Genomic DNA, 25302 nt, shown 5'->3' with positions numbered 1-25302 from the left:
AGGAACACAAAATGCCAAAAGTATCAGTTTACAATGTAGATGGTAGCCAAGTAGGTGAAGTTGAATTGAATGATGCTGTATTCGGAATTGAACCGAATCAACACGTTCTGTACGATGCAGTTCTTATGCAACGCGCTTCCCTTCGTCAAGGTACCCACAAAGTAAAAGGACGTTCTGAAGTACGTGGCGGCGGACGTAAGCCTTGGAAACAAAAAGGTACAGGTCGCGCTCGTCAAGGTTCAATCCGTTCTCCACAATGGAAAGGCGGCGGTATCGTATTTGGTCCGACACCACGGAGCTATGCATACAAACTGCCTAAGAAAGTTCGCCGTTTGGCGATCAAATCAGCTCTTTCATCCAAAGTGCTTGACAATGACATTATCGTTTTAGATGCTCTCGCATTGAGCACGCCTAAAACTAAAGAATTTGCAGCTATTTTGAATAATCTCAAAGTAGGACGCAAAGCTTTGATCGTAGCACCTAGCTATGATGATAATGTAGCTCTTTCCGCACGGAATATTCCAGGCGTGAAATTCGTAGCTGCTGACGGCATTAATGTTCTTGACGTGCTTGCGCACGACAAACTGATCATTACGAAAGAAGCAGTTCAGAAGGTAGAGGAGGTGCTCGCGTAATGAAGGATCCTCGTGATATTGTAAAACGTCCGATTATTACGGAACGTACTGCTGACATGATGAACGACTTGAAATATGTATTTGAAGTCGATATCCGTGCAAACAAAACCGAGATCAAAAAAGCGGTAGAAGCTATTTTCAACGTAAAAGTGAAAAACGTGAACACACTTCGTGTTCCAGCTAAACCGAAACGGTACGGACGTTATTCCGGATATACTAGCGAATGGAAAAAAGCGTTTGTAACGCTGACACAAGACAGCAAAACGCTTGAGTTCTTTGAAACTGTATAATTGAAATTGTTGAAGTAAGGAGGGAAACCCAGTGCCAATCAAAAAGTATAAACCAACATCCCCGGCAAGACGGAACATGTCCGTTTCTACATTTGAGGAAATCACCACAGATAAGCCGGAGAAATCGTTGCTTGCCCCGCTTAGCAAACAAGCAGGCCGCAACAACCAAGGTAAAATTACAGTTCGTCACCATGGTGGTGGACACAAACGTAAATACCGTATCATTGACTTCAAACGTACTAAAGATGGAATACCGGGCCGCGTTGCTACAATCGAGTATGACCCGAACCGTACATCTAACATCGCTTTGATTCACTATGCTGATGGTGAGAAACGTTACATCATCGCTCCTAAAGGTTTGAAAGTTGGAGATCAAGTATTCTCCGGACCTGAATCAGACATCAAAATTGGTAATGCGTTGCCACTCGAAAACATTCCAGTAGGTACCGTTATCCACAACATCGAGTTGAAACCAGGTAAAGGCGGACAATTGGTTCGTGCTGCTGGTACAGAAGCTCAGTTGCTTGGTAAAGAAGAAAAATACGTTTCCGTTCGTCTCTCTTCCGGAGAAGTTCGTCGTATTCTTAAAGTTTGCCGTGCGACAATCGGATCTGTTGGTAACCAAGACCACGAGCTCATCAAAATCGGTAAAGCCGGTCGTAGCCGTTGGTTGGGACAACGTCCTGAAGTTCGTGGTGTTGTAATGAACCCTAACGATCACCCTCACGGTGGTGGTGAAGGTCGTGCTCCAATCGGACGTAAATCGCCAATGTCACCATGGGGTAAACCTACTCTTGGTTTCAAAACGCGTAAGAAAAATAAAGCTTCTGATAAATACATCATTCGCCGCCGCACGAAGTAATACACACTGTGCATGACTTCGTGAGGCATCTGCGGATGCATAATAGCTACGTTTGAAGGGAGGATCTCCACATGAGTCGCAGTTTGAAAAAAGGGCCATTCATTGATGGCTACATGCTCAAGAAGGTAGAAGAGATGGAAGCGTCAGGTAAGAAGAACGTTATCAAAACCTGGTCCCGTCGCTCTACAATTTTCCCACAATTCATCGGACACACATTTGGCGTTTACGACGGTCGTAAGCACGTGCCAGTGTATGTAACTGAGGACATGGTTGGACACAAACTGGGTGAGTTCGCTCCAACCCGTACGTACAAAGGCCATACTGATGATGATAAGAAAACAAGAAGATAAATGAATATCTTTAATGTTTGAGAGGAGGTTACACAATGGAAGCAAAAGCACATGCTAAGTTTATCCGGATTGCTCCTCGTAAAGTTCAACTCGTTGTTGACTTGATTCGCGGCAAGCAAGTAGGTGAGGCGGTTGCCATTCTCCGTCACACTCCGAAATCTGCTTCTCCAATCGTTGAGAAGTTGCTCAACTCCGCTATTGCGAACGCGGAACATAATTATTCTTTGGATGTTAATAACTTGGTTATCTCGCAAGCTTACGTGAACCAAGGACCGACAATGAAACGTTTCCGCCCTCGTGCAATGGGACGTGCAAGTCGTATTAACAAACGTACTAGCCACATCACTTTGGTGGTATCTGAAAAGTAAAAGGAGGGGAAACGTGTGGGCCAAAAGGTAAATCCAGTCGGACTCCGTGTCGGAGTTATCCGTGACTGGGAATCTAAGTGGTATGCAGGCAAAGACTTCGGTGATCTTTTGATGGAAGACGTGAAAATTCGTGAATTCCTGAAAAATAAATTGAAAGACTCCGCTATGTCTCGTGTTGAGATCGAGAGAGCGGCTAACCGCGTAAACGTAACGATTCACACAGCGAAACCAGGTATGGTAATCGGTAAGGGTGGATCTGAAGTAGAAAATCTTCGTAACCAAATTACGAAAATTGCTGGCGGTAAAAAAGTACACATTAACATCTCTGAAATTAAGAACCAAGACCTGGATGCAGTCCTGGTAGCAGAAAGCATTGCACAACAATTGGAACGTCGTGTTTCTTTCCGTCGTGCTCTGAAACAAGCTATTCAAAGAACTATGCGTTCTGGCGCAAAAGGTATTAAAACTCAAGTAGGCGGACGTCTTGGCGGAGCTGAGATTGCACGTTCTGAAGGCTACAGCGAAGGAACTGTTCCACTGCACACACTGCGTGCTGACATTGACTATGGTACAGCAGAGGCTCATACTACTTACGGACGTATCGGCGTAAAAGTATGGATCTATCGTGGAGAGGTTCTTCCTACGGCTAAGAAACAAGCTGCTAAGGAAGGAGGCAACTAATCATGTTGGTACCAAAACGTGTAAAACACCGTAAGCAACAACGCGGACATATGAAAGGCCAAGCTAAAGGCGGAACTACGCTGAACTTTGGCGAATACGGTCTGCAAGCTACGGAACCGGCTTGGATTACGAACCGTCAAATCGAAGCGGCTCGTATTGCGATGACTCGTTACATCAAACGTGGTGGTAAAGTCTGGATTAAAATTTTCCCTGACAAACCAATCACTCAAAAGCCTCTCGAGGTTCGGATGGGTAGCGGTAAAGGTAATGTAGAAAAATGGGTTGCAGTAGTGAAACCAGGTAAGATCATGTTTGAACTTGCTGGTGTACCGGAGGAGATTGCACGCGAAGCAATGCGTCTTGCCGCTCACAAACTGCCAATCAAAACGAAGTTCGTGAAACGTGAAGAATTGGGTGGTGAAGCAAATGAAAGCTAGTGAATTTCGCAACCTAACCTCTGCTGAAATCGAGCAAAAGATTGCCGGATTTAAAGAAGAACTCTTTAACCTCCGCTTTCAACTCGCTACCGGTCAGCTGGATAACCCGACTCGAATCCGTGATGTGCGGAAAGAAATAGCTCGTGCTAAAACCATTATCCGTGAAAGAGAATTGGGAATCGGTTAATTAGGGTCGGATATATAATCCGTCCGTAATCAGGAAGGAGGCCAACAATGAGCGAAGAACGTAACGCACGTAAAGTGCAAACTGGTAAAGTAGTCAGTGATAAAATGGATAAAACGATTGTTGTTGCTGTAGAAACCTACAAAAACCACAAATTGTACCATAAGCGCATTAAGGTTACTAAAAAGTTCAAAGCGCATGACGAAGAAAACACTGCGAAAATCGGTGACACGGTGAAAATCATGGAGACTCGTCCGCTTTCGAAAGATAAACGCTGGAGACTTACTGAAGTCGTAGAAAAAGCGGTTATCATCTAATGCATATACAGCATAGCTGAAAGGAGGAATTCTAAATGATCCAACCATTTACACGATTGACTGTAGCTGACAACTCCGGCGCGAAGGAATTGATGTGTATCCGCGTACTCGGCGGTACTGGACGTCGTACAGCTCAAATCGGTGACTTGATCGTTTGTTCTGTAAAACAAGCAACACCAGGCGGCGTTGTCAAAAAAGGTGATGTAGTTAGAGCGGTTGTCGTTCGTACTAAACGTTCTATACGTCGTAAAGACGGTTCCTACATCGGTTTTGATGAAAATGCAGCGGTTGTTGTCAAAGACGACAGAAGCCCTCGTGGAACACGTATTTTCGGACCTGTTGCTCGTGAACTTCGCGACAAAGATTTCATGAAAATCGTTTCCTTGGCTCCAGAAGTTATCTAAAGCTTAATCTCGTGATGTTAGAAACAGGAGGTGTACGAAATGCCAAGAGTGAAAAAAGTTCTGGAATCCCATAACAACAAACTTCACGTTAAAAAGGAAGATACGGTTATGGTGATCAGCGGTAAAGACAAAGGTAAAAAAGGCCGTGTCATCGCTGCTTATCCTCGTGAGAACCGCGTCCTTGTGGAAGGTGTTAACATGGTGAAAAAACACCAGAAGCCTAACCAGCAAAATCCGCAAGGCGGCATTATCGAGAAGGAAGCTCCGATTCACGTTTCAAACGTAATGCACATCGATCCGAAGAGCGGAAAAGTAACCCGTGTTGGTTACAAAGTGTTGGATAGCGGAAAGAAAGTGCGCGTTGCTAAACGTTCCGGAGAAATTATCGACTAATTGAACCGAATGAGAAAGGAGGGCTATGATTCATGGCATCAAGAATGAAAGAACGTTACCTGCAAGAAATCGCTCCTGCTTTGATGCAGAAGTTTAACTATACAACGGTAATGCAAGTGCCGAAAATCGAGAAAATCGTTATCAACATGGGTGTGGGCGAAGCTGTCCAAAACTCCAAAGTGTTGGATTCCGCAGTAAACGATTTGCAACTGATCGCAGGTCAAAAACCTGTAATCACTCGTGCTAAAAAATCTATCGCAGGTTTCAAACTGCGTGAGAACATGCCTATCGGTGTGAAAGTGACATTGCGCGGCGAGCGTATGTATTACTTCCTCGATAAATTGCTTAACGTAACACTTCCACGTGTCCGCGACTTCCGCGGTGTTTCAAGCAAAGCTTTTGATGGTCGTGGTAACTATACACTGGGTCTTAAAGAGCAATTGATCTTCCCAGAGATCGAGTATGATAAAGTAGACAAAGTCCGCGGTATGGATATTGTCATTGTAACAACGGCGAAAACAGACGAAGAGTCCCGTGAGTTGCTCACGCAACTGGGAATGCCTTTCGTTAAATAATGTTGGTATAACGTTTCCGGGTGTCTGGAAAGACTCCCTTTTCTCCGAAATTATTTAGGAGGTGTCAGGCTAAGTGGCAAAAACTTCGATGAAAGTTAAACAACAACGTACACCAAAGTTTAAAGTACGTGCTTATACACGCTGTGAGCGTTGCGGACGTCCACATTCGGTACTGCAGAAGTTCAAAATTTGCAGAATTTGCTTCCGTGAATTAGCTTATAAAGGCCAGATCCCTGGCGTGAAAAAAGCAAGCTGGTAAAAAGTCCTGAACGGGAAGGAGGTTAACTCACAATGACTATGTCTGATCCAATTGCAGATATGCTTACTCGTATTCGTAACGCGAACACTGTTCGCCACGAAACAGTAGAAATGCCTGCTTCGACAATGAAAAAACAAATCGCCGATATTCTGAAGCGTGAAGGTTTCATCCGTGATGCTGAAGTTATCGATGATAACAAACAAGGGATTATCCGTGTTTTCCTGAAATACGGTCAAAATAACGAGCGCGTTATCACTGGTCTGAAAAGAATCAGTAAACCTGGTCTTCGTGTTTACACGAAAAGCAACGAAGTACCTCGTGTACTTGGTGGCCTGGGAATCGCGATCATCTCAACATCCAAAGGTATCATGACGGACAAAGAAGCTCGTCAATCAAAATCCGGCGGCGAAGTAGTCTGCTACGTTTGGTAATATAACGTCACAAGATAGGAGGTGCAACATATGTCTCGTATTGGTCGCAAACCAATTACAGTACCAAGTGGTGTGGACATCACACTGGACAACACCGTTATTACGGTAAAAGGACCAAAAGGAACTCTGACTCGTGAGCTTCATAAAGATATGAAGGTTACAGTTGAGAACAACGAAATTACAGTTGTGCGTCCTTCCGATAACAAAACTCACCGTTCTTTGCACGGCACAACGCGTAGCGTTGTAAACAATATGGTGAGCGGCGTTACTGAAGGATTCGCAAAATCTCTGGAGCTGGTTGGGGTCGGATATCGTGCAAGCAAATCCGGAGATAAAATCGTTCTGAACGTTGGATACTCTCACCCGGTTGAAATTACACCGGAAGCGGGAATCGAATTCGAAGTTCCTTCGAATACGAAAATCATCGTTCGCGGAATCGATAAAGAGCGCGTAGGAGCTTACGCTGCTAAAATTCGTTCCGTTCGTGAACCTGAGCCGTATAAAGGTAAAGGTATTAAATATGAAGGCGAGCGTATCATCCGTAAGGAAGGTAAAGCCGGTAAGAAGAAATAAGATTTCTCTTACCGCCTTTGCGCGGCTTTCGGCTTGCTTGCTTCGTGTGTTTCTAATATACCCCGTGGCTTCTGCTTTGAAGCCAGCGAGGTAACCTGAAAGGAGTGAATCCCTGAGATGATTACGAAACCAGATAAAAATAAGGCTCGTCTGAAAAGACACCTTCGTGTTCGTAAGAAAATCCAAGGAACGGCAGCACGTCCACGTTTGAACGTATTCCGTTCTGGTAAACATATGTATGCTCAAATCATCGATGATGTAGCTGGTGTAACAATCGCTTCCGCGTCTACCGTAGACAAAGAATTGAGCAGCGGCATTCAAAATGGTGCATCTGTTGAATCAGCTCGTAAAGTTGGCGAACTCGTTGCTAAACGTGCGAAAGACAAAGGTGTTTCCAACATCGTATTTGACCGTAGTGGTTATCTGTACCATGGTCGTATCGCAGCATTGGCTGAAGCGGCTCGTGAAGCAGGACTTGAGTTTTAAGATATTTTTCAAAAGGAGGTTAACGACTTGCGTGTAGATCCGAATACTTTGGAACTGACTGAAAGAGTTGTAAATATTAATCGCGTAGCTAAAGTAGTAAAAGGCGGACGCCGTTTCAGCTTTAGCGCACTAGTTGTAGTCGGCGACGGCAACGGCTGGGTTGGAGCTGGTATCGGTAAAGCGGGCGAAGTACCTGATGCAATTCGCAAAGGTATCGAAGACGCTAAGAAAAACCTTGTACACGTTCCACTCGTAGGAACATCGATTCCTCACTTGGTAACAGGTAAGTTCGGCGCAGGACGCGTGCTGTTGAAACCAGCATCTGAAGGTACTGGTGTTATCGCTGGTGGTCCTGTACGTGCGGTTCTTGAACTTGCTGGTGTGGGTGACATTTTGACAAAATCTCTGGGTTCTTCGAATTCCATGAACATGGTCAATGCGACTTTGGAAGGTTTGTCCCGTTTGAAGCGTGCTGAAGACGTGGCTAAACTGCGCGGAAAATCCGTCGAAGAGCTTCTGGGTTAGGAGGGAATTCTCATGGCTAAATTAGAAATTACCCTCGTCCGTAGCTTGATCGGACGTCCGGAGACGCAAAGAACAACTGTGAAAACATTGGGATTGCGCAAAATCAACAGCAAAGTGGTTCAAAACGATAATCCTGCCATCCGTGGTATGATTAACAAAGTAAGCCACTTGGTAGCTGTAAAAGAAGTAGAAGCTTAATAACGGGTTAATCCCACAAATCTTTAAGGAGGTGCAACGAACGATGAAGTTACATGAGCTTTCTCCATCTCCTGGATCTCGTAAAGAGCGTAAGCGTGTTGGTCGCGGTCCAAGTAGTGGTACAGGTAAAACATCAGGTCGCGGTCACAAAGGACAAAACTCTCGCTCTGGCGGTGGTGTTCGTCCAGGCTTCGAAGGTGGACAAAATCCATTGTATCGTCGATTGCCAAAACGTGGTTTCGTAAACCCAACTCGCAAAGAATTTGCAGTTGTGAATATTGAAGACCTGAACAGTTTTGCTGCGGGTACTGAAGTAACTCCAGAATTCTTGATGACGAACGGCGTAGTTAAAAACGCTAAATCCGGAATCAAAATCCTGGGTAACGGTGAAGTCACTGTGAAGCTGACTGTTAAAGCTAATAAGTTTTCTCAATCTGCGGTGGAGAAAATTGAAGCTGCCGGCGGTACAACCGAGGTGATTTAATGTTCAAGACCCTAAAGAATATCTGGCGGGTTGAGGATCTGCGCAAAAGGGTATTATTTACCCTTTTTGTACTGATCATTTACCGCATCGGCTCCTTTGTTCCCGTTCCCGGTGTCAACAAAGATGTGTTCGAAGCGACAAATTCTGCGGGTAAAGAAGTTTTTGGACTTCTCAATACGTTTTCGGGTGGAGCACTGTTCCAGTTCTCGATATTTGCACTCGGAATCGTACCTTACATCACTGCGTCTATCATAGTACAGTTGCTTTCCATGGACGTTATACCAAAATTAGCGGAGTGGGCAAAGCAAGGTGAACAAGGTAAGAAGAAATCTGCACAGTTGACCCGTTATTTAACGATAGGGTTGGCATTGGTTCAAGCGTTTGGTACGTCGATCGGATTCAATCGCTTGTACAATACTGACATGATTCCTAATGCAACTTTTGCAGATTATATCTTGATTGCGATTGTACTTACGGCCGGTACTTCATTCCTGATGTGGCTTGGTGAGCAGATCACCGAGAAGGGCATAGGAAACGGGATTTCGATTTTGATCTTTGCGGGTATCCTATCAACGGTGCCTAACATTATCAAACAAACGATCGAATCCGACTTTATCCAACCTGATCAGTTGTTTATGAACATTCTCAAGGGTGTAATCATCGCAATTGTTATTGTGCTGATCATCATTGGTGTCATTTACATTCAGCAGGCGATTCGGAAAATTCCTGTACAGTACGCTAAACGTGTCGTAGGTAACAAAATGTACGGTGGACAGAATACACACATCCCGCTGAAAATTAATGCAGCAGGTGTTATCCCTGTCATCTTTGCATCATCGCTGTTGATGTTCCCAACGATTATCGCCAACTTCTGGGCAGATCGCGTATGGGCACAGTGGATCGGTCAGAATCTGACTACACACAAACCTCTTGGTATGTTGTTGTATGTCGTGATGATCTTCGGTTTCACATTCTTCTATACTTTCGTACAGATGAATCCTCAGCAGATGGCTGACAATATGAAAAAGAACGGCGGTTACGTACCAGGCATTCGTCCGGGTAAAGCAACCGAGAAATATCTGACCCGTGTCATGACTCGTTTGACAATGGCCGGAGCCATCTTCTTGGCAGTCATTTCCGTTCTGCCTGTATTCTTAGGGGCACTTTCTGGTTTGCCTCAAGCAGCGCAAATTGGAGGAACATCCCTCCTGATCGTTATCGGTGTTGCGCTGGATACGATGAAGCAAATCGAAAGCCAATTGATCAAACGCCACTACAAAGGTTTTATCAATAAATAGGCAATAGGTACCGGTCGAGTGAAGATTTACTTGCCGGCACCTATTGTGCTGTTTGTTGATGTAGGGTAGTCTTGGAGGGAGTGACATAACGTGAACATCCTATTCATGGGCCCTCCGGGGGCAGGAAAAGGAACGCAAGCAGAAGTCATCGTGAAAGAGTTCGGTATTCCCCATATTTCAACAGGCGATGCATTTCGCCTTGCGATCAAACAGGGAACTCCCATTGGTTTGAAAGCCAAGGAATATATGGATCAAGGATTGCTTGTACCAGATGATGTTACAATCGGCATCGTTGAAGAACGATTGCAGCAGCCTGACTGCAGAGAAGGGTTTCTCTTGGATGGTTTTCCAAGAACCTTGTCTCAAGCAGAAGCGCTCGATGGCATTCTGGATCGACTGAATTCAGGTCTTGATCATGTGATTAACCTGAAAGTGGATCGCAACAAACTGTTGGCTCGTTTAACGGGTCGTCGGCTTTGTAAAAACTGTGGCGCCACGTATCATGTCGTATTCAATCCGCCTAAGCAGGAAGGTATTTGTGATAAATGCGGCGGAGAGTTGTACCAACGCTCTGATGATAATGAAGAGAGCGTAGGCACGCGTCTGGACGAGTATATCAACAAAACAGCACCACTCCTCACGTTTTATGAGAACAAAGCTCTTCTTCGTCAAATGGATGGAGAGCAGGATATCGATCAAGTTTCTCAACAAATCGTGTCCTTACTGAGAGGTTAATTGAATGATCATTGGTAAGTCAGAAACGGAACTGGGTTTGATGCGAGAAGCAGGGAGAATCGTGGCGGAAACGCATCGTCTCTTAGCAGAACATATCTCACCCGGTATTACGACTGGAGAACTTGACCATATGGCCGAACAATTTATCCGCAGTCAAGGAGCTGTGCCGTCTTTCAAAGGTTATAACGGTTTCCCTGCCAGTGTGTGCGCTTCAGTGAATGAAGAGTTGGTGCATGGATTTCCCGGCAAACGCAAGTTGAACGAGGGCGATATTGTTACGTTTGACATCGGCGCGCAGTACCAAGGGTATCACGGAGATTCAGCCTGGACTTATCCAGTTGGCCGTATTTCTGAAGAAGCCCGTCGTCTCCTAGACGTTACGGAGGCTTCATTGTACGCAGGTCTGGCGCAAGTGAAACCTGACGTTCGCTTGTTTACAATATCTCATGCGATTCAGAAATATATTGAGGATGCTGGTTTTTCGGTAGTACGTGAATATGTCGGTCACGGCATAGGAGCCAATCTGCATGAGGAACCAAAGATTCCGAACTATGGTCTTCCTGATCGGGGGCCACGGCTCAAAGCGGGCATGGTGCTGGCCATAGAGCCGATGGTTAACGTAGGTAGACGGTATGTAAAAACGTTGGAAGATAACTGGACTGTCGTAACTGTTGATGGATCGTTATGTGCCCACTTTGAACACACCGTAGCAGTTACACCAGATGGCATGGAAATTTTCACAAAACTGAATGCGTAGGTGATAAGGCATGAATAATCAGTCTAATCCGCAGCTCGGTCAACTTGTGAAGATCCGTAAAGGCCGCAATGCGGACCAAGCCGCAGTAATTGTTGCTATAGCGGACGCGAGGTTCGTATATATTGCGGATGGAGACAAACGTAAGTTTGATCAGCCCAAGAAGAAGAACATTCTTCATCTTGAGCTCCAACCGATGATTAGCAGCGAGGTCGTAAACAGTTTAAACGAGAGTGGTCGGGTGACAAACGGAAAGCTCCGCTATGCGGTGCATTCGTTTCTGGAATCCACCAACATTCAAGCTGAAGAGAAAGGAGACTGACTAATGGCTAAGGAAGATGTCATTGAAGTGGAAGGTACGGTTCTCGAACCGCTACCGAATGCAACGTTCAAAGTTGAGCTTGAGAACGGTCATCAAATTCTCGCTCACGTTTCCGGAAAGTTGCGGATGCACTTTATCCGTATCCTGACTGGTGACAAAGTAGTTGTTCAGTTATCGCCTTATGATCTAACAAAAGGTCGTATAACTTACCGTAAATAGTAGTAGACAGTTGCAATGAACTGTGAAGCTTATGAAGCGGGTTTTGCCCGGCAAAACTTGCGAAAGCTTCGAAGCCGGTTTTACAATAGTAGAACAAGGTCAATGCTTACGAAGAGAGTTTTGCTAAGCAGAACTTTGAGGAGGTAATTCACATGAAGGTAAGACCTTCGGTCAAGCCGATTTGCGAAAAATGCAAAGTCATTCGCCGCAAAGGGAATGTTATGGTTATCTGTGAAAATCCGAAACACAAACAAAAACAAGGTTAATGAAGGGGGTGTAGCGTAAAATGGCACGTATAGCTGGTGTGGATTTGCCACGTGATAAGCGCGTTGAGATCGCCTTGACTTATATTTTCGGAATCGGTAAAACGACTTCCCAGAAAATTCTGAGCTCTACAGGCATCAATCAGAACACTCGTGTTCGTGATTTGACGGAAGATGAAGTCAGCAAATTGCGTGAAAGTATCGACAAAGAGGTCAAAGTTGAAGGTGACCTGCGTCGTGAAATCTCTTTGAATATTAAACGTTTGACGGAGATCGGTTGTTACCGTGGAGTTCGTCATCGTCGTGGTCTGCCTGTTCGTGGACAACGTACGAAAACGAATGCTCGTACTCGTAAAGGTCCTCGTCGTACAGTAGCGAACAAGAAGAAATAATAAGGGGGGATAAGAGAAAATGGCTAAACCGAAAAAAGTCGTACGTACTAAACGTCGTGACCGTAAAAATATTGAATCTGGCGTGGCACATATCCGTTCCACTTTCAATAACACTATCGTTACTATTACGGATCCTCACGGAAACGCAATTTCGTGGGCAAGCTCCGGCGGCCTCGGATTCAGAGGTTCCCGTAAATCGACTCCGTTTGCTGCACAAATGGCTGCTGAGACTGCTGCCAAAGCTGCAATGGAACATGGGATGAAAGCCGTTGAGGTTATGGTTAAAGGACCAGGCGCAGGCCGTGAAGCAGCGATCCGCTCTTTGCAAGCTGCTGGTCTTGAAGTTAACCTGATCAAAGACGTAACTCCAGTCCCGCATAACGGATGCCGTCCTCCAAAACGTCGTCGTGTCTAATGAGATTTGCCCCTGCGTGTGGTATACTTCCGGCACAATCTGCTAATAATGGTTGTTTAGGCATAGTACTGCATGTTTTCGCAAGAGAAGGTAAATGTTTCATAGAGGACCGACGTTTTGAAGGAGGGGTATTGCAGTGATTGAAATCGAAAAGCCGAAAATTGAGACGGTAGACGTCAACGATGATGGCACCTATGGGAAATTCGTAGTAGAACCGCTGGAACGTGGATACGGTACGACGCTTGGAAACTCGCTTCGCCGAATCTTGCTTTCCTCACTGCCGGGTGCGGCAGTGTCTTCGGTTCAAATCGATGGCGTTCTGCATGAATTTGCTACAGTTCCTGGCGTAATGGAAGATGTAACGGAGATTATTCTTAACCTGAAAGCTTTGTCGCTTAAGATTCATTCCGACGAGGAGAAAGTTCTCGAGATTGATGCTGAAGGCGAAGGAGCAATTACGGCAGGAGATATCCGTGCTGACTCCGATGTAGAAATCCTTAATCCGGATCTTCACATTGCTACGCTCGGACCAGGTTCGAGACTTCACATGCGTATTTTTGCCAATCGCGGTCGCGGCTACGTCCAGGCAGATCGGAATAAACGCGATGACCAGCCGATCGGCGTCATCCCTGTCGATTCCATCTTCACCCCGATCAGCCGCGTAAACTACGCTGTGGAAAATACGCGTGTCGGCCAAGTGACCAACTATGACAAGCTCACGTTGGAAGTTTGGACTGACGGAAGTATTCGTCCTGAAGAGGCTGTAAGCCTCGGCGCTAAAATTTTGACCGAGCACTTGATGCTCTTCGTGGGTCTTACAGACGAAGCGAAAGATGCAGAAATCATGGTCGAAAAAGAAGAAGATAAAAAAGAAAAAGTACTCGAAATGACGATCGAAGAGCTGGATCTCTCTGTTCGTTCCTACAACTGCCTCAAACGTGCTGGTATTAATACCGTACAAGAGCTGACTACGAAAACAGAAGAAGACATGATGAAAGTCCGTAACCTCGGACGTAAGTCTTTGGAAGAAGTTCAAGAGAAGCTTGAGGAACTTGGTTTGGGACTCCGTACAGAAGAATAGACAGCCGAGTGCTTGAAGTGAAGGAGGGAAAACAATGGCATACCAAAAGTTGGGCCGTAACTCCAGCGCACGTAAAGCTTTGTTCCGTGACCTGGTAACCGACCTGTTCTTATACGAACGCATTCAGACAACTGAAGCGAAAGCAAAAGAGGTTCGCTCTATTGCTGAAAAACTGATCACTAAAGCGAAAAAGGGAGATCTTCACGCCCGTCGCCAAGTGGCAGCATATGTTCGCCGCGAAACTATCGATGGTGAGCAAGATGCAATCCAAAAACTGTTTAGCGAATTGTCCGGTCGTTACGCTGAGCGTCCAGGTGGATACACTCGTATCCTGAAACTGGGACCTCGTCGTGGTGACGCAGCGCCAATGGTTTACTTGGAACTGGTAGACCGCGCGTAAAACAGATGAGATGAGGAAAGGGGACAGAGTCAACGATTCTGGGTTAACCCTTTTTTTCTCTTCATTTCGGAATTCGTGCTGTAATTGAAGCTCCGTAAGGGGCTTCTTTTGCTGTTCGGGATAGGGATATGTATAGTATGGAACAAAGGTGTGGTTATGATGCGCAACTTATGTATGACGGTAACTTATGATGGAACAGCCTATTACGGCTTTCAAGTACAGCCGGGAGGTAATACCATTCAGGACCATCTTGAAGATGCCATTCGTGCATTAACCGGTGAGACAGTTAAAATTACAGGTTCAGGCCGAACGGATGCAGGCGTTCACGCCCGCAGACAAATCTTCAATTTTCCTACAGCGTCACAGATTCCAATTGAGCGTTGGTGTATTGCACTCAACTCCAGATTACCATCGGATATTGTCGTTATTGATGCACTGGAAGTGCCAGCGGATTTTCATTCTCGCTATGCAGCGAAAAAGAAAACGTATCGGTACACTGTTAATGCGAATCAATTTCCGGATGTTTTCAACAGACGACTGCAATATCATCACCATGCCAAACTGGACACTGCGGCCATGGAGGAGGGACTGCGTCACTTTATAGGTACGTATGATTTCACTTCCTTTGCTTCACGCAAGTCTCAGAAAGAGAATCATGTACGTTCGGTATACGAAGCATGGATGGAAGTAGACCGTTCAATGTGTAGGGATCATCCGCGCGATCAGGGTGTCATTCACATTTATGTGAGTGGTAACGGCTTTTTGCAGCATATGGTTCGTATCATTGTAGGTACACTGCTGGAGATCGGAGAGGGCAAACGGAAAGCCTCTGAAGTACCGAATATGATTGCTGCATGTAATCGATCTGCTGCAGGACCTACTGCAGTTAGCTGTGGTTTAATGCTCTGGGATCTTGAATACAAAAAAGATTAAATTTGGTGGGTAAAAAGCTTAATTAACACTTGCGATTTAATCTCCTATCATGTAATATAAAAGTTGTGTTTTCTTAATGGCTTTCCCACAGCCCCAATTAAGAGGTTCACATCGCAACAACTAATCCATCAACACCTAAAGTTATAACTTAATGAACGAAGATAAATGAAAATGATGATTTTGAACATTTTAAGGAGGAACTTTTCATGCGTACTACGTACATGGCGAAGCCTAGCGAAGTTGAGCGCCAATGGCACATCATTGATGCTGAAGGCAAAACCCTCGGACGTTTGGCGAGCGAAGCAGCTGCTTTGATCCGCGGCAAACATAAGCCACAATTCACTCCACATGTGGACACTGGCGATTTCGTTGTTATCATCAATGCTGAGAAAATCGTATTGACTGGTAAAAAAATGCAAGGTAAGAAATACTACCGTCACTCGATGCACCCAGGTGGTTTGAAAGTAACTACAGCCGAAGAGATGGTTAAAAACAAACCTGAACGTATGTTGGAATTGGCTGTTCGCGGTATGCTTCCAAAAACTCGCATGGGCGAGAAAATGAAGCTGAGACTTAAAGCGTACAGAGGCACTGAGCATCCACATGCAGCACAAAAACCAGAAGTTTACGAACTTCGCGGTTAATTAAAAGGAGGACAGTTTCATGGCACAAGTACAATACTATGGGACAGGTCGTCGTAAACATTCGGTAGCACGTGTTCGCCTTGTACCGGGTGAAGGACGCATTGTCATCAATAAACGTGATATTAATGAATACTTCGGTTTGGAAACACTCAAACTGATCGTAAAACAACCATTGACTTTGACAGAAACGCTCAGCAACTATGACGTTTTGGTTATCGCTCATGGTGGCGGAATCTCCGGTCAAGCCGGCGCTATCCGTCACGGTATCTCTCGCGCTCTGTTGAAAGCAGATCCTGAGTACCGTGCATCCCTGAAAAAAGCAGGATTCCTGACTCGTGACCCACGGATGAAAGAACGTAAAAAATACGGTCTCAAAGCCGCTCGTCGCGCTCCTCAGTTCTCCAAACGTTAATATGCATTACAAGCCTCTGGCCTCGGCCGGGGGTTTTTTGTGTCTAAACTGCCTATCCCGCCTAACCGGCTCCGATACTCTCTATTGCATATTGTTTCTTACCCCAATCATGGAGAGAATTACATAGGATAACTACAGTGCTCTTTCTCGCTTCTCAAATAGCTCTCTTACGCCCTGTCACATCCTGTTTTCCTTCCCCGGGACATGATTAAAAACTACATAGTTCACTACAGAGTCCCATTTTCTTTTTAACCTATTCCTTCGGACACAATAGATCACATAAAGAACTTGAGCTATACAATACTTCTATACATAATCACAATAACCTGATGAAGTGGCCTACCCATCCATCAGTCTTTCTTATAGTTCCAATAAAACTCGCTTACATATCGACGAGCAATCATTGATCTTAGTTCTGAGTATAAGCACATCGATCCACTTCTACATTTAGGCAGTATAGATAGGGAGAGGCGTATGATCTTAACTCCTTAAATGTCTGTAAACCCAATAGGGACAAAGGATTACCGGCAATTACTATAAGGGGTGTACTGGCTCAGTGTGTGCTGTATTGATTCACATCTATTCCTTTCAGTAGGGTTAGAGAGTAACTGAATCATTAATTGATGGCTCATTTGTAACGTCAAAGTGAAGCAAAGCATGTTCTTTTTTACCATATGGCAGGCATTGACATCCCCTAAGAAAGATTTATACTAAACATAATTCATATTAGAATAGTCGGCTTTAGATTTACAATTGTTGAATGGGGGAAATACAAAATGAACTTGCTTGAAAAAGAGGAGCTTGCCCGGACAAAAGCTGAGGAATTAGAATCTGCTAGCCCAGAAGATATTATTCGTTATGCGGTTGAGACATTTCCCAACATTACATTTGCATGCAGCTTTGGTGCGGAGGATGTTGTGTTAGTAGATATGCTGCAAAAGATCAGTCCATCCACGGATGTGTTCTACTTGGACACGGACTTTCATTTTAAGGAAACGTATGAAACTCGGGACGTTATGCAAGAAAAGTACAATTTAGATTTTGTGCGTGTATCACCTAAAATTACGCCTGAAGAGCAAGAAGCAGCGCATGGAGCAGAGCTGTGGAAATCGGATCCTAATGCTTGCTGTAACATCCGTAAGGTAGAACCACTGACACGTATACTATCTCAGTATGATGCTTGGATTACAGGCATACGTCGAGATCAAGCACCAACTCGCGCTAACTCCAAGAAAGTGGAGTATGATGCAAAATTCGGTCTTATGAAATTCAATCCGATTGCTCACTGGACTTCCGAAGATGTCTGGGACTACATTCGCGTAAATAACGTTGTTTACAATCCACTACATGATCAGAATTATCCGAGTATTGGCTGCGAGTATTGTACACGCCAAGTCATGCCTGGAGAAGATCCACGTGCGGGACGCTGGTCCGGCAATGATAAGACTGAGTGTGGACTGCATAAATAATTCTCATAATTTAAGAAATAAATATTACCAGTAAATGGTACAATTATATAAGCATAAGGCTCGTTAACAACTAACCTTGAGGTTTCTGTAACCAAACCAGTAATTGACTTCTGTGATACTTTTTCATTGTGGTAATTAATATTGAAATAGGGAGCTGACAAGATGACTTCAATTCTGCCTCATGGAGGTACGTTAGTACAGCGTGTCGTACAAGGAGAAGAACGGGAACAATTACTGCGGGAAAGTGAAGCTCTACCTTCACTGCGTATTAACACATGGACGATCTCTGATCTAGATCTGATTGGAGTAGGTGCATTCTCTCCACTGACGGGTTTCTTAAATGAGGAGGACTATCTCTCTGTTGTATCACGTATGCGGTTGGCAGACGGCACGGTATGGAGTATCCCAATCACGCTTGCTTTAGACGATCAGCAGGCTGCTGAGCTTCAGATTGGACAGAAGGTGGCTTTGGTGGGGCAAGACGATGGAGTCACTTATGGCTTGCTGGAAGTCCAGAGTGTTTACAAGGTGGATCAGGGCGAAGAAGCACGTCAAGTGTTCAAAACAGATGATCCAGAGCATCCTGGTGTGAAAAAATTGCTGGAGCGACCTGCAACGTATGTGGGAGGTCCAATTCAAGTGTTAAATCGCCCTAAACCAGCGAGATTTGAGCAATTTTATTTCGATCCAGCTGAGACCAGAAAGAGTTTTCAGGAGAAAGGCTGGAGAACAGTGGTTGGCTTTCAAACCCGTAATCCAGTTCACCGTGCACATGAGTACATTCAGAAAAGTGCGATGGAGATCGTAGATGCCTTGTTCCTTAATCCGCTGGTAGGTGAAACGAAGTCTGATGACGTTCCAGCCAATGTGCGCATGAAGAGCTACTTGGTGTTGCTGGAGAACTATTATCCGGCCGATCGTGCCTTTCTAGGTGTGTTTCCAGCGGCCATGAGATATGCAGGGCCACGAGAAGCTATTTTCCATGCTATGGTGCGTAAAAACTACGGTTGTACTCATTTTATTGTTGGTCGTGATCATGCTGGTGTGGGTGATTATTACGGTACCTATGAAGCTCAAGAAATCTTCTCTAACTTCACAGCTGAAGAATTGGACATTACCCCGTTGTTCTTCGAGCATAGCTTCTTTTGTACCAAATGTGGCAATATGGCATCCAGTAAAACTTGTCCACATGGTAAAGAGCATCATATGACGTTGTCTGGAACTAAGGTACGTGGATTGCTTCGCAATGGAGAATGCCCACCACCTGAGTTTACACGTCCAGAGGTAGCTGAGGTACTGATTGAGGGAATGGCTGAGCAAGTCCAATCCTAAAGGTTATATTTGTCCATCTTGTCCCATATAGATGATTAGAGTCATTTATAGGGGTGAGGTGGTTTTTTTATGCGTAAAATTAGGGGAAAGCATTTTGTAGTATGGATACGTCTACGTACAGTGAAGAGAGTGCTGCTGAGTCTTTGTTTGTTAGCAATGTTAGTAGGTGTAGCTACGTATGAGATTCCTTCATCCAAGACTTCTGGATATTGGAGCTTGCCTCTTGCTGGCAAAGTTATTGCAATTGATGCCGGGCACGGTGGTCCAGATGGGGGAGCTGTCAGTAAGCAGGGGGTAATTGAGAAAGACATTAACCTTTCCATCGCCCTATATGTGCGGGACTACTTACAACAAGCAGGTGCATTGGTCGTTATGACACGAGAGATCGACACGGATCTTGCAGAAGCGGATACAAGAGGTTACTCCAAACGTAAAACAGAAGATCTGAAACAACGAGTTAGACGGATTGAGGACAAGCAAGCAGATCTGTTTATTAGCATTCATATGAATAGCGTTCCTTCTAACCGATGGAGCGGGGCACAGGTATTTTATACACCGAACCATGTTGACAATGAAGGGTTTGCAAATCTGCTTCAGCAAGAGATGATAAGGAATCTGGAAAATACAGATCGCATCGCCAAAACGGTAAATACGGTTTATTTACTTCAGGCATTAAAGATACCCTCTGCTCTAGTAGAAGTAGGTTTCCTCTCTCACCCAGAAGAGGCGCGAATGCTTGCAGATGCAACGTACCAGCGCAAAGTTGCGGCCTCCATCTATAACGGGATTCTGCGATATTCCTCAGGAGAACGCCCTAAAAGTTAGTCACAATTAGACTCGTAATGATATAATTGATACAGCATACCTAATACATGCCAATAGATAAAGCTGAGGTGCTGTCTGATGTTATCAAAAGAACAGATACTTGAACTATTGCAACCACTACAAGAACCACAATTGGGAGTTAGTCTGACCGAACTGCAGTGGGTTCGCGATGTTATGGTGAAAGAACATCATGTAGCCATTACATTCGTGACGTTGGACAACCAGCCTGAGGATACAACAGCTCTAAGTGATGCTGCACGTAATCTTTTGTCCCAGCATGGAATAGAGGATGTACATATTCGCTTTCGGGCAGCGTCTGAGCATGAACGTCAGAACCTTTCAGAAGGTGATATTCAACAAGACCCAAGTGACGAAGAAGTTCTCGTCAAAGGCCACGCAGCAGGTTTAGGTGGACACGAATTGTTGAGCCCTGAATCGGGTGTACGTTACATTGCAATTGCAAGTGGTAAGGGTGGCGTTGGTAAATCCACTGTGACAGTGAACTTAGCAGTCGCTCTGGCTCGTCAAGGCAAAAAGGTCGGCTTAATTGATGCTGACATATATGGCTTCAGTGTACCGGACATGATGGGGACTGAAGAATATCCTGTAGTAGAGGATGGGGTTATTCAGCCGGTAGAACGATTCGGTGTTAAAGTTATGTCGATGGGATTCTTTATCCGTGAGAACAATCCTGTGATCTGGCGCGGCCCTATGTTAGGTCGTATGCTTCGTCAATTTTTCACTGATGTGAATTGGGGAGAACTCGATTACATGCTGCTTGATTTACCTCCAGGAACAGGTGACGTTGCGTTGGATGTACATCAGATGATACCCCATAGCAAAGAGATCATCGTCACAACGCCACATGCAACAGCCGCTTTTGTTGCGGCACGCGCAGGAGCAATGGCTATTCAGACCGAACACGAGCTGCTTGGTGTCGTCGAGAATATGGCCTATTACGAATGTGGAAGCTGTGGTGAGAAGGACTATGTGTTTGGACGTGGAGGCGGTGGACAGCTTGCTGAAAGCTTGCATACAAGTTTACTTGCTCAGATTCCACTTGGAGCACCAGACAACCATATCTCTGAGCCAGACTTCTCACCATCTGTATATAAAGCGGATACAAACATTGGTACAATCTATGCGGAGATCGCTAAAGAGATTGAGACTAAATTCTAATTTTGTATTTCTAAGTTCGAAATGCCTTTTGTCGGAAGCGACAGCTACGAATAAAAGCCCTGCATCTATAGATGCGGGGCTTTTGATTATGCATAACCGTTTATTTTATACGATATCATTTAACCCAGTATTTCTATGATCCGCCACCAGAGTCTCCGCCGCCTCCATCTTCTGAACCACCACCGTCTTGCCCTTGACCTTCTTGTTGCTGTTGTTGGTCATCCTTCTGTCCGCCGCCACTTTCCACTTTAGGTTGAAGCTCGTCCTGTACGACTTTTTTCAACAATGTTAGAACTTCCATACGGAATAGAGGATTTTGCATCACTTCCTGCATGACGGTCATCGTTTGCTTACGATAATCAGGGGTTTTGGTCATATCCATGAACATCTTGGAAACTTCAGGAGATTTCATAATATCAGAGATAGATTTTTGATACGTTGGATCTTTGATCAGTTCCATGTGTAGTTGTTTGCTTTGTGAATTGACCACTTTGGCGAACTCACCTGCAAACTGTGGATCGGTCATAATTTTCTCGAATTCCTTCTTGTATTCTGGAGCTGTTATGGTATCCTTTACCGCAACACGAATCTGTTCCTGTGATTGCATAGGCATCAGCATTTTCATACCAATCGTACCAGAACCGCCACCACCTTGCTCAGAGCCACCACCTTCTCCACCGCCGCCAGAAGAACTTTGACCAGTAAGGGCTTCTTCCACTGCTTTTTTACCCTCATCACTTTTGAGGATGTCCACCACCATGGTTTTCATCTCTTTATAACTGCCCTGAGGAGGCGAATAATTCTGATCAGAGCCGCAGCCGGCGAGCAGGACGGATAGTCCAAATAGGACACAACATAACTGCCACAATGGCCGTTTCATGTGCACAACCCCTCCTTGATTAGATACTGGATGTAGTATGTGATGAGAAAGCAGTAAATATGTTGAACGGAGATGGTTTTTTGCTGAGAAGGTTGGTAAAATAAAGTCTCGGGGGTGGAAAACATTTGAATTTACGGAAATGGTTTTTCCTATTTTGGACCGCGTTGTTGATCGGTGCGGTGGGATCATTAATAACAGGATTAACGATGATGTTGTTAAATGGAGAAAAAACGAATGGGATTGCTGATTTTATGTTATATCTGCTCATTCTGTTTGGCTCCGGTGTTATGATTAGCGTATATTCGCAAATGGGCTTCTTTGCATATTTAATTTTGAATTATATGGGTAAGGGAGTGTTTCCCAAACGTGGCTGGCAAATTGTTCAGATCATATTAACGGTTCTAGCTTTGCTTGATGTGATGTTCTTGCGTTTGTTTGTGGGGGAGGGGCGAGAGCCTATATCCGATATTGTCCTCGGACTCATTATTTTGGCAGCAGCAATTGTTACCGCTTACGTAAAGGTCAAACAAACAAACATTTCTGCACTTGTGCCGACCCTTTTCTTTATGATTGCCGTTACGGCGGTAGAGACGATTGGGGTGTTACGCATCGATTCGAATGCAGCGACCATATTTATTGTGGTTCCCTTGTTAATGTGTAATGCATACCAAATGCTGATCTTGCACAAATTGGTCGATGCATCTGCCAATCAAGCTGTTACTGGAAAGGTAGAGCAGGCGTGAACTAAGCAGAGGGATGATTTTCTTATAAAAATAAACTCCAAAAAGAGCTAACGATGGTTAGCTCTTTTTCATTTGCACGAATGGCCTGCGATGTGTATTTTTGATCTATAACGTCATTGCAGTTATTGTAATACTTGAGCATTACATTGATGTTAGACATAACCTTGGTGGCGTATTATTGCGCACTAGCTTGATCTCGCACCTCTGAACCCTTGGTGCTGGAGTGATTCAACAATTCGGAAACGGTGACAAACTTATATCCCTGATTTCGAAGTTTATCAATGATCACAGGTAAGGCCTCATGCGTTTGTTTAGAGGAGTCACTAGCATGCAATAGAACGATATCTCCTGGATGAGCTTTGCTGACTACACGATCAACAATGGCCTGAACACCTGGATTTTTCCAATCTTGTGAATCGGTATCCCATTGTACGACCTGGTAGTTTAAATTACTCGCAACCTGGAGAACACGTTTGTCAAAATCACCGTTGGGTAGACGTAACAAATTCGGTTCTTTGCCCGTTAAATCGGTTAAAATGCTATGAGCTGTCGAAATTTCTTTACGGATCTCTTCCTCTGTCAGGCTGCTATAGTTCTCATGTCTGTGTCCATGGCTGCCGATTTCATATCCTGCTTCCTTAATTGAGTTAACAATTTCAGGATGTGTTTTACTCCATGGTGAGGAGAGGAAGAAGGTAGCCTTTTCGATCTTGTTCTCTTTCAGCACCTTTAGAATGGGCTCTGTTCGCTTATCCCCCCAGCTAATGTCAAACGTAAGTGCAATTACTTTTTTTTCGGTTGGTACACTGTAGACTGCAGAAGGTGTATCCTCTGAGAACACAGAAACGTTGCCGCTCTCCAGATAGATTATTCCGATAGCAAACACGGCAGCAGCCAGCACAATCAGGTAACGTTTGATCTTTTTGCCGCTAAATACATAGAACGAGTTCATTTCAATAAGCGCCCCTCTCCCATAAGAAATGCTTGTTTACTCTCCAATGTATGCTCGTACTGCTTAGTTATTCGTATATGATGTTTGTTTGTCCATTAACTTAGTTTACTTAGGAGGTCGTCATGCTTAAATTTAGTACTTTTCTGAAAGATCTGGGTTCCATCCGGAATGTGTTAATCTGGTCGGTCGCATTATTTGTGATTGGAATTAGTGTAGGGTGGGTCAGCACCGGGCCACTAGAAGAATTACTTTTGAATCAAATAGGGGGATTAAGAGAAGTCAGCGAGCGTTTGGAGCAAGGGGGGAATGTGCAATTAAACTTCTTCCTGTTTATTTTCTTCAACAATGCGATTAAAAGCGTACTTGTGATCTATGCCGGCATATTCTTTGGCATTCTACCGATAATTTTTCTCCTGATCAACGGAATGGTTATTGGATTCCTGGTGCACACCACAATGAATTATGGAGCAAGTTTCTATGATATCGTTATTAAAGGATTACTCCCGCATGGCATTATCGAAATACCAGTGATCATTATTGCTTGTGCGTTCGGTCTAAAGTTCGGGGGATTAGCTTCCAAAAGTCTCATTCAGCTAGGTGGATCAAAAAGACACTTGCTTGGTAAGCAGTGGGAAGTGTTTCTGCGTAGGACGTTGACAGCATCTTGCTGGATCATCATTTTGTTGTTCGTTGCAGCAATCATTGAGAGCACCATTACCTACAGCATCGTTCGAGGATAAATTTGTATGGAATGACATTCATAATTTTTCAGAAAGTTGACCATAACAATAAAACGGGTTCAGGTACAACCTCAAGTTAATATGATTGGGGTTGTGCTATTAACCTTACGCGATTCGATAAACGTCTGTTTGCTAGAGACATGTTACGTCAGACAACTACACATGAGCGCGTATTATCCATATGCAGAAAAAGGAGAACTCTAATGCTAGGTATGCTGTTTAATGATAAGGAATGCAAAGAGCTAGACTATGTACTTCGCAAAGAGCTTGATGAAATGTTATTCGACCTCAGTGATAACCGTCTTGATCAAGAAATCAAATACGCTATCGCGAGTCGCTACAAAACGGTATTTCGGATGTATGCACGTTTTGCTCCGCCTAAAGAGTTATCCAAGTATGCGAGGAGCGGAAAACTAAAAAAATCAAAGCCATGAATGTTGTGCTCATAGTCAATCAACGGTTATTAGGATAAAAGGGGTGCGGCATGTATAGCTAACGCTGTACCTCTACAAGATGATAGGGAAGAGCAATGAAATAAAATGTCGAAAAGGGTTGACCGTTTCTGATATATATGATAAATTAATTTTCGTTCCTTTTTTAGGACAAGTTCACCGAAACAAGTGCTGAAATGAAGAGTTTGAAAGTTATAAAAAAAAGTGCTTGCAATAACATCGGTAACATGATATATTATAAAAGTCGCCGCTGAAAACGTGGTTGATACGAAAATGAGTAACATGATTCAAGTTTGATCTTTGAAAACTGAACAACGAGTGAGTAACGATCTTGCTTGCAAGATCGACGCTGAGAAATCGTACATGTCTTCGGACTGAATGATTTCAAAGCATAAATGAGATTTTTAATC

Annotated in this window: 41 protein-coding genes; 39 read left to right on the top strand and 2 right to left on the bottom strand. The window is 44.4% G+C overall.

Annotated elements, in window-relative coordinates:
- The first annotated feature begins 11 nt into the window (after positions 1 to 11).
- The 36 genes from rplD (at position 12) to MH215_RS27540 (ending at position 21125) form a co-directional block, all read left to right on the top strand.
- Complete coding sequence (gene rplD, locus MH215_RS27715; RefSeq protein ID WP_056697690.1) at positions 12 to 635, top strand: 50S ribosomal protein L4; 624 nt, start codon at positions 12 to 14, stop codon at positions 633 to 635.
- The gene (gene rplW, locus MH215_RS27710; protein WP_024633586.1) at positions 635 to 925 is read left to right on the top strand and encodes a 50S ribosomal protein L23; all 291 of its coding nucleotides are present in this window, start codon (positions 635 to 637) and stop codon (positions 923 to 925) included. Before rplD ends, rplW begins: the two co-directional genes overlap by 1 nt.
- Positions 926 to 956: 31 nt before the next feature.
- Entirely contained in the window at positions 957 to 1787 is an 831-nt protein-coding gene (gene rplB, locus MH215_RS27705) for a 50S ribosomal protein L2 (protein WP_056697692.1), read from the top strand.
- A 71-nt stretch (positions 1788 to 1858) separates the two neighbouring features.
- Positions 1859 to 2137 carry a 30S ribosomal protein S19 gene (gene rpsS, locus MH215_RS27700; RefSeq protein WP_056697694.1) on the top strand — a complete coding sequence of 93 codons (279 nt, stop codon included), beginning with the start codon at positions 1859 to 1861 and terminating at the stop codon, positions 2135 to 2137.
- 35 nt (positions 2138 to 2172) lie between these two features.
- Positions 2173 to 2505 (top strand): 50S ribosomal protein L22, encoded by a 333-nt coding sequence (rplV, locus tag MH215_RS27695; RefSeq protein WP_024633583.1) that lies wholly within the window; start codon positions 2173 to 2175, stop codon positions 2503 to 2505.
- 15 nt (positions 2506 to 2520) lie between these two features.
- Entirely contained in the window at positions 2521 to 3186 is a 666-nt protein-coding gene (gene rpsC / locus MH215_RS27690; RefSeq protein WP_056697698.1) for a 30S ribosomal protein S3, read from the top strand.
- A gap of 2 nt (positions 3187 to 3188) precedes the next feature.
- Positions 3189 to 3623, top strand: a complete 435-nt coding sequence (gene rplP, locus MH215_RS27685) for a 50S ribosomal protein L16 (protein WP_017692082.1) — start codon at positions 3189 to 3191, stop codon at positions 3621 to 3623.
- Positions 3613 to 3810, top strand: coding sequence for a 50S ribosomal protein L29 (gene rpmC / locus MH215_RS27680; protein WP_017692083.1), 198 nt, complete (start codon positions 3613 to 3615; stop codon positions 3808 to 3810). Before rplP ends, rpmC begins: the two co-directional genes overlap by 11 nt.
- Before the next feature lie 47 nt (positions 3811 to 3857).
- Positions 3858 to 4124: a 30S ribosomal protein S17 gene (gene rpsQ, locus MH215_RS27675; RefSeq protein ID WP_056697701.1), complete on the top strand. Its 267-nt coding sequence runs from the start codon at positions 3858 to 3860 to the stop codon at positions 4122 to 4124.
- A gap of 35 nt (positions 4125 to 4159) precedes the next feature.
- A complete protein-coding gene (rplN, locus tag MH215_RS27670) occupies positions 4160 to 4528 on the top strand; it encodes a 50S ribosomal protein L14 (protein WP_056697703.1) in 369 nt (122 codons plus the stop codon).
- 39 nt (positions 4529 to 4567) lie between these two features.
- The gene (gene rplX / locus MH215_RS27665; protein ID WP_056697706.1) at positions 4568 to 4921 is read left to right on the top strand and encodes a 50S ribosomal protein L24; all 354 of its coding nucleotides are present in this window, start codon (positions 4568 to 4570) and stop codon (positions 4919 to 4921) included.
- Positions 4922 to 4953: 32 nt separating this feature from the next.
- Positions 4954 to 5496 (top strand): 50S ribosomal protein L5, encoded by a 543-nt coding sequence (rplE, locus tag MH215_RS27660; protein ID WP_056697709.1) that lies wholly within the window; start codon positions 4954 to 4956, stop codon positions 5494 to 5496.
- Positions 5497 to 5569: 73 nt separating this feature from the next.
- The gene (locus MH215_RS27655; RefSeq protein WP_013312154.1) at positions 5570 to 5755 is read left to right on the top strand and encodes a type Z 30S ribosomal protein S14; all 186 of its coding nucleotides are present in this window, start codon (positions 5570 to 5572) and stop codon (positions 5753 to 5755) included.
- 32 nt (positions 5756 to 5787) lie between these two features.
- On the top strand, positions 5788 to 6186 hold the full coding sequence (rpsH, locus tag MH215_RS27650) for a 30S ribosomal protein S8 (RefSeq protein WP_017692088.1): 399 nt from the start codon (positions 5788 to 5790) through the stop codon (positions 6184 to 6186).
- Positions 6187 to 6216: 30 nt separating this feature from the next.
- Entirely contained in the window at positions 6217 to 6759 is a 543-nt protein-coding gene (rplF, locus tag MH215_RS27645) for a 50S ribosomal protein L6 (protein ID WP_017692089.1), read from the top strand.
- 117 nt (positions 6760 to 6876) lie between these two features.
- Complete coding sequence (rplR, locus tag MH215_RS27640) at positions 6877 to 7245, top strand: 50S ribosomal protein L18 (protein ID WP_056697711.1); 369 nt, start codon at positions 6877 to 6879, stop codon at positions 7243 to 7245.
- A 27-nt stretch (positions 7246 to 7272) separates the two neighbouring features.
- Positions 7273 to 7770, top strand: coding sequence for a 30S ribosomal protein S5 (gene rpsE / locus MH215_RS27635; protein WP_017692091.1), 498 nt, complete (start codon positions 7273 to 7275; stop codon positions 7768 to 7770).
- 12 nt (positions 7771 to 7782) lie between these two features.
- Positions 7783 to 7968: a 50S ribosomal protein L30 gene (gene rpmD / locus MH215_RS27630; RefSeq protein ID WP_017692092.1), complete on the top strand. Its 186-nt coding sequence runs from the start codon at positions 7783 to 7785 to the stop codon at positions 7966 to 7968.
- Positions 7969 to 8011: 43 nt separating this feature from the next.
- On the top strand, positions 8012 to 8452 hold the full coding sequence (gene rplO / locus MH215_RS27625) for a 50S ribosomal protein L15 (RefSeq protein WP_056697714.1): 441 nt from the start codon (positions 8012 to 8014) through the stop codon (positions 8450 to 8452).
- Complete coding sequence (secY, locus tag MH215_RS27620) at positions 8452 to 9750, top strand: preprotein translocase subunit SecY (protein WP_056697717.1); 1299 nt, start codon at positions 8452 to 8454, stop codon at positions 9748 to 9750. The genes rplO and secY overlap by 1 nt, the downstream gene beginning before the upstream one ends.
- 90 nt (positions 9751 to 9840) lie before the next feature.
- The gene (locus tag MH215_RS27615) at positions 9841 to 10485 is read left to right on the top strand and encodes an adenylate kinase (protein ID WP_128103673.1); all 645 of its coding nucleotides are present in this window, start codon (positions 9841 to 9843) and stop codon (positions 10483 to 10485) included.
- Positions 10486 to 10489: 4 nt separating this feature from the next.
- A complete protein-coding gene (gene map / locus MH215_RS27610) occupies positions 10490 to 11242 on the top strand; it encodes a type I methionyl aminopeptidase (RefSeq protein WP_056697724.1) in 753 nt (250 codons plus the stop codon).
- Positions 11243 to 11252: 10 nt separating this feature from the next.
- A complete protein-coding gene (locus MH215_RS27605; RefSeq protein ID WP_056697726.1) occupies positions 11253 to 11561 on the top strand; it encodes a KOW domain-containing RNA-binding protein in 309 nt (102 codons plus the stop codon).
- Between the two features lie 3 nt (positions 11562 to 11564).
- Positions 11565 to 11780 (top strand): translation initiation factor IF-1, encoded by a 216-nt coding sequence (gene infA, locus MH215_RS27600; RefSeq protein ID WP_017692098.1) that lies wholly within the window; start codon positions 11565 to 11567, stop codon positions 11778 to 11780.
- 152 nt (positions 11781 to 11932) lie between these two features.
- Positions 11933 to 12046, top strand: a complete 114-nt coding sequence (gene rpmJ / locus MH215_RS27595; protein WP_003333770.1) for a 50S ribosomal protein L36 — start codon at positions 11933 to 11935, stop codon at positions 12044 to 12046.
- A 20-nt stretch (positions 12047 to 12066) separates the two neighbouring features.
- Complete coding sequence (gene rpsM, locus MH215_RS27590; RefSeq protein ID WP_056697730.1) at positions 12067 to 12435, top strand: 30S ribosomal protein S13; 369 nt, start codon at positions 12067 to 12069, stop codon at positions 12433 to 12435.
- A gap of 19 nt (positions 12436 to 12454) precedes the next feature.
- Positions 12455 to 12850, top strand: a complete 396-nt coding sequence (gene rpsK, locus MH215_RS27585) for a 30S ribosomal protein S11 (RefSeq protein WP_017692100.1) — start codon at positions 12455 to 12457, stop codon at positions 12848 to 12850.
- A 136-nt stretch (positions 12851 to 12986) separates the two neighbouring features.
- The gene (locus MH215_RS27580) at positions 12987 to 13931 is read left to right on the top strand and encodes a DNA-directed RNA polymerase subunit alpha (RefSeq protein WP_024633566.1); all 945 of its coding nucleotides are present in this window, start codon (positions 12987 to 12989) and stop codon (positions 13929 to 13931) included.
- A 34-nt stretch (positions 13932 to 13965) separates the two neighbouring features.
- The gene (rplQ, locus tag MH215_RS27575; RefSeq protein ID WP_017692102.1) at positions 13966 to 14331 is read left to right on the top strand and encodes a 50S ribosomal protein L17; all 366 of its coding nucleotides are present in this window, start codon (positions 13966 to 13968) and stop codon (positions 14329 to 14331) included.
- Positions 14332 to 14490: 159 nt separating this feature from the next.
- A complete protein-coding gene (truA, locus tag MH215_RS27570; protein WP_239294140.1) occupies positions 14491 to 15264 on the top strand; it encodes a tRNA pseudouridine(38-40) synthase TruA in 774 nt (257 codons plus the stop codon).
- A 206-nt stretch (positions 15265 to 15470) separates the two neighbouring features.
- A complete protein-coding gene (rplM, locus tag MH215_RS27565) occupies positions 15471 to 15908 on the top strand; it encodes a 50S ribosomal protein L13 (RefSeq protein ID WP_056697737.1) in 438 nt (145 codons plus the stop codon).
- A gap of 19 nt (positions 15909 to 15927) precedes the next feature.
- Entirely contained in the window at positions 15928 to 16320 is a 393-nt protein-coding gene (gene rpsI, locus MH215_RS27560) for a 30S ribosomal protein S9 (RefSeq protein ID WP_056697740.1), read from the top strand.
- A gap of 776 nt (positions 16321 to 17096) precedes the next feature.
- Positions 17097 to 17789 (top strand): phosphoadenylyl-sulfate reductase, encoded by a 693-nt coding sequence (locus tag MH215_RS27555; RefSeq protein ID WP_056697744.1) that lies wholly within the window; start codon positions 17097 to 17099, stop codon positions 17787 to 17789.
- 162 nt (positions 17790 to 17951) lie between these two features.
- Positions 17952 to 19121, top strand: coding sequence for a sulfate adenylyltransferase (gene sat, locus MH215_RS27550; protein ID WP_239294131.1), 1170 nt, complete (start codon positions 17952 to 17954; stop codon positions 19119 to 19121).
- Positions 19122 to 19190: 69 nt separating this feature from the next.
- The gene (gene cwlD, locus MH215_RS27545) at positions 19191 to 19946 is read left to right on the top strand and encodes an N-acetylmuramoyl-L-alanine amidase CwlD (RefSeq protein ID WP_239294130.1); all 756 of its coding nucleotides are present in this window, start codon (positions 19191 to 19193) and stop codon (positions 19944 to 19946) included.
- A 78-nt stretch (positions 19947 to 20024) separates the two neighbouring features.
- Complete coding sequence (locus MH215_RS27540) at positions 20025 to 21125, top strand: Mrp/NBP35 family ATP-binding protein (protein ID WP_239294129.1); 1101 nt, start codon at positions 20025 to 20027, stop codon at positions 21123 to 21125.
- 133 nt (positions 21126 to 21258) lie between these two features.
- Here the strand turns inward: MH215_RS27540 and gerD are convergent, their stop codons facing one another.
- Positions 21259 to 22005 carry a spore germination lipoprotein GerD gene (gerD, locus tag MH215_RS27535; protein WP_239294128.1) on the bottom strand — a complete coding sequence of 249 codons (747 nt, stop codon included), beginning with the start codon at positions 22003 to 22005 and terminating at the stop codon, positions 21259 to 21261.
- A gap of 125 nt (positions 22006 to 22130) precedes the next feature.
- On the opposite strand from gerD, the gene MH215_RS27530 reads away from it, so the two are divergent.
- Positions 22131 to 22748 (top strand): KinB-signaling pathway activation protein, encoded by a 618-nt coding sequence (locus MH215_RS27530; protein ID WP_239294127.1) that lies wholly within the window; start codon positions 22131 to 22133, stop codon positions 22746 to 22748.
- Positions 22749 to 22923: 175 nt separating this feature from the next.
- Here MH215_RS27530 and pdaB read toward each other — a convergent pair whose 3' ends face one another.
- A complete protein-coding gene (gene pdaB / locus MH215_RS27525) occupies positions 22924 to 23700 on the bottom strand; it encodes a polysaccharide deacetylase family sporulation protein PdaB (RefSeq protein ID WP_239294126.1) in 777 nt (258 codons plus the stop codon).
- A gap of 122 nt (positions 23701 to 23822) precedes the next feature.
- On the opposite strand from pdaB, the gene MH215_RS27520 reads away from it, so the two are divergent.
- Positions 23823 to 24440, top strand: coding sequence for a stage II sporulation protein M (locus MH215_RS27520; RefSeq protein WP_239294125.1), 618 nt, complete (start codon positions 23823 to 23825; stop codon positions 24438 to 24440).
- Between the two features lie 203 nt (positions 24441 to 24643).
- Positions 24644 to 24874, top strand: a complete 231-nt coding sequence (locus MH215_RS27515) for a hypothetical protein (RefSeq protein ID WP_239294124.1) — start codon at positions 24644 to 24646, stop codon at positions 24872 to 24874.
- Positions 24875 to 25302 lie beyond the last annotated feature (428 nt).

Origin of the sequence: Paenibacillus sp. ACRSA (assembly GCF_022346845.1) — a bacterium.
Classification (GTDB): Bacteria; Bacillota; Bacilli; order Paenibacillales; family Paenibacillaceae; genus Paenibacillus.
Note: the sequence above shows the minus strand (reverse complement) of the source record. Positions and strands in the feature narration are given on the sequence as shown.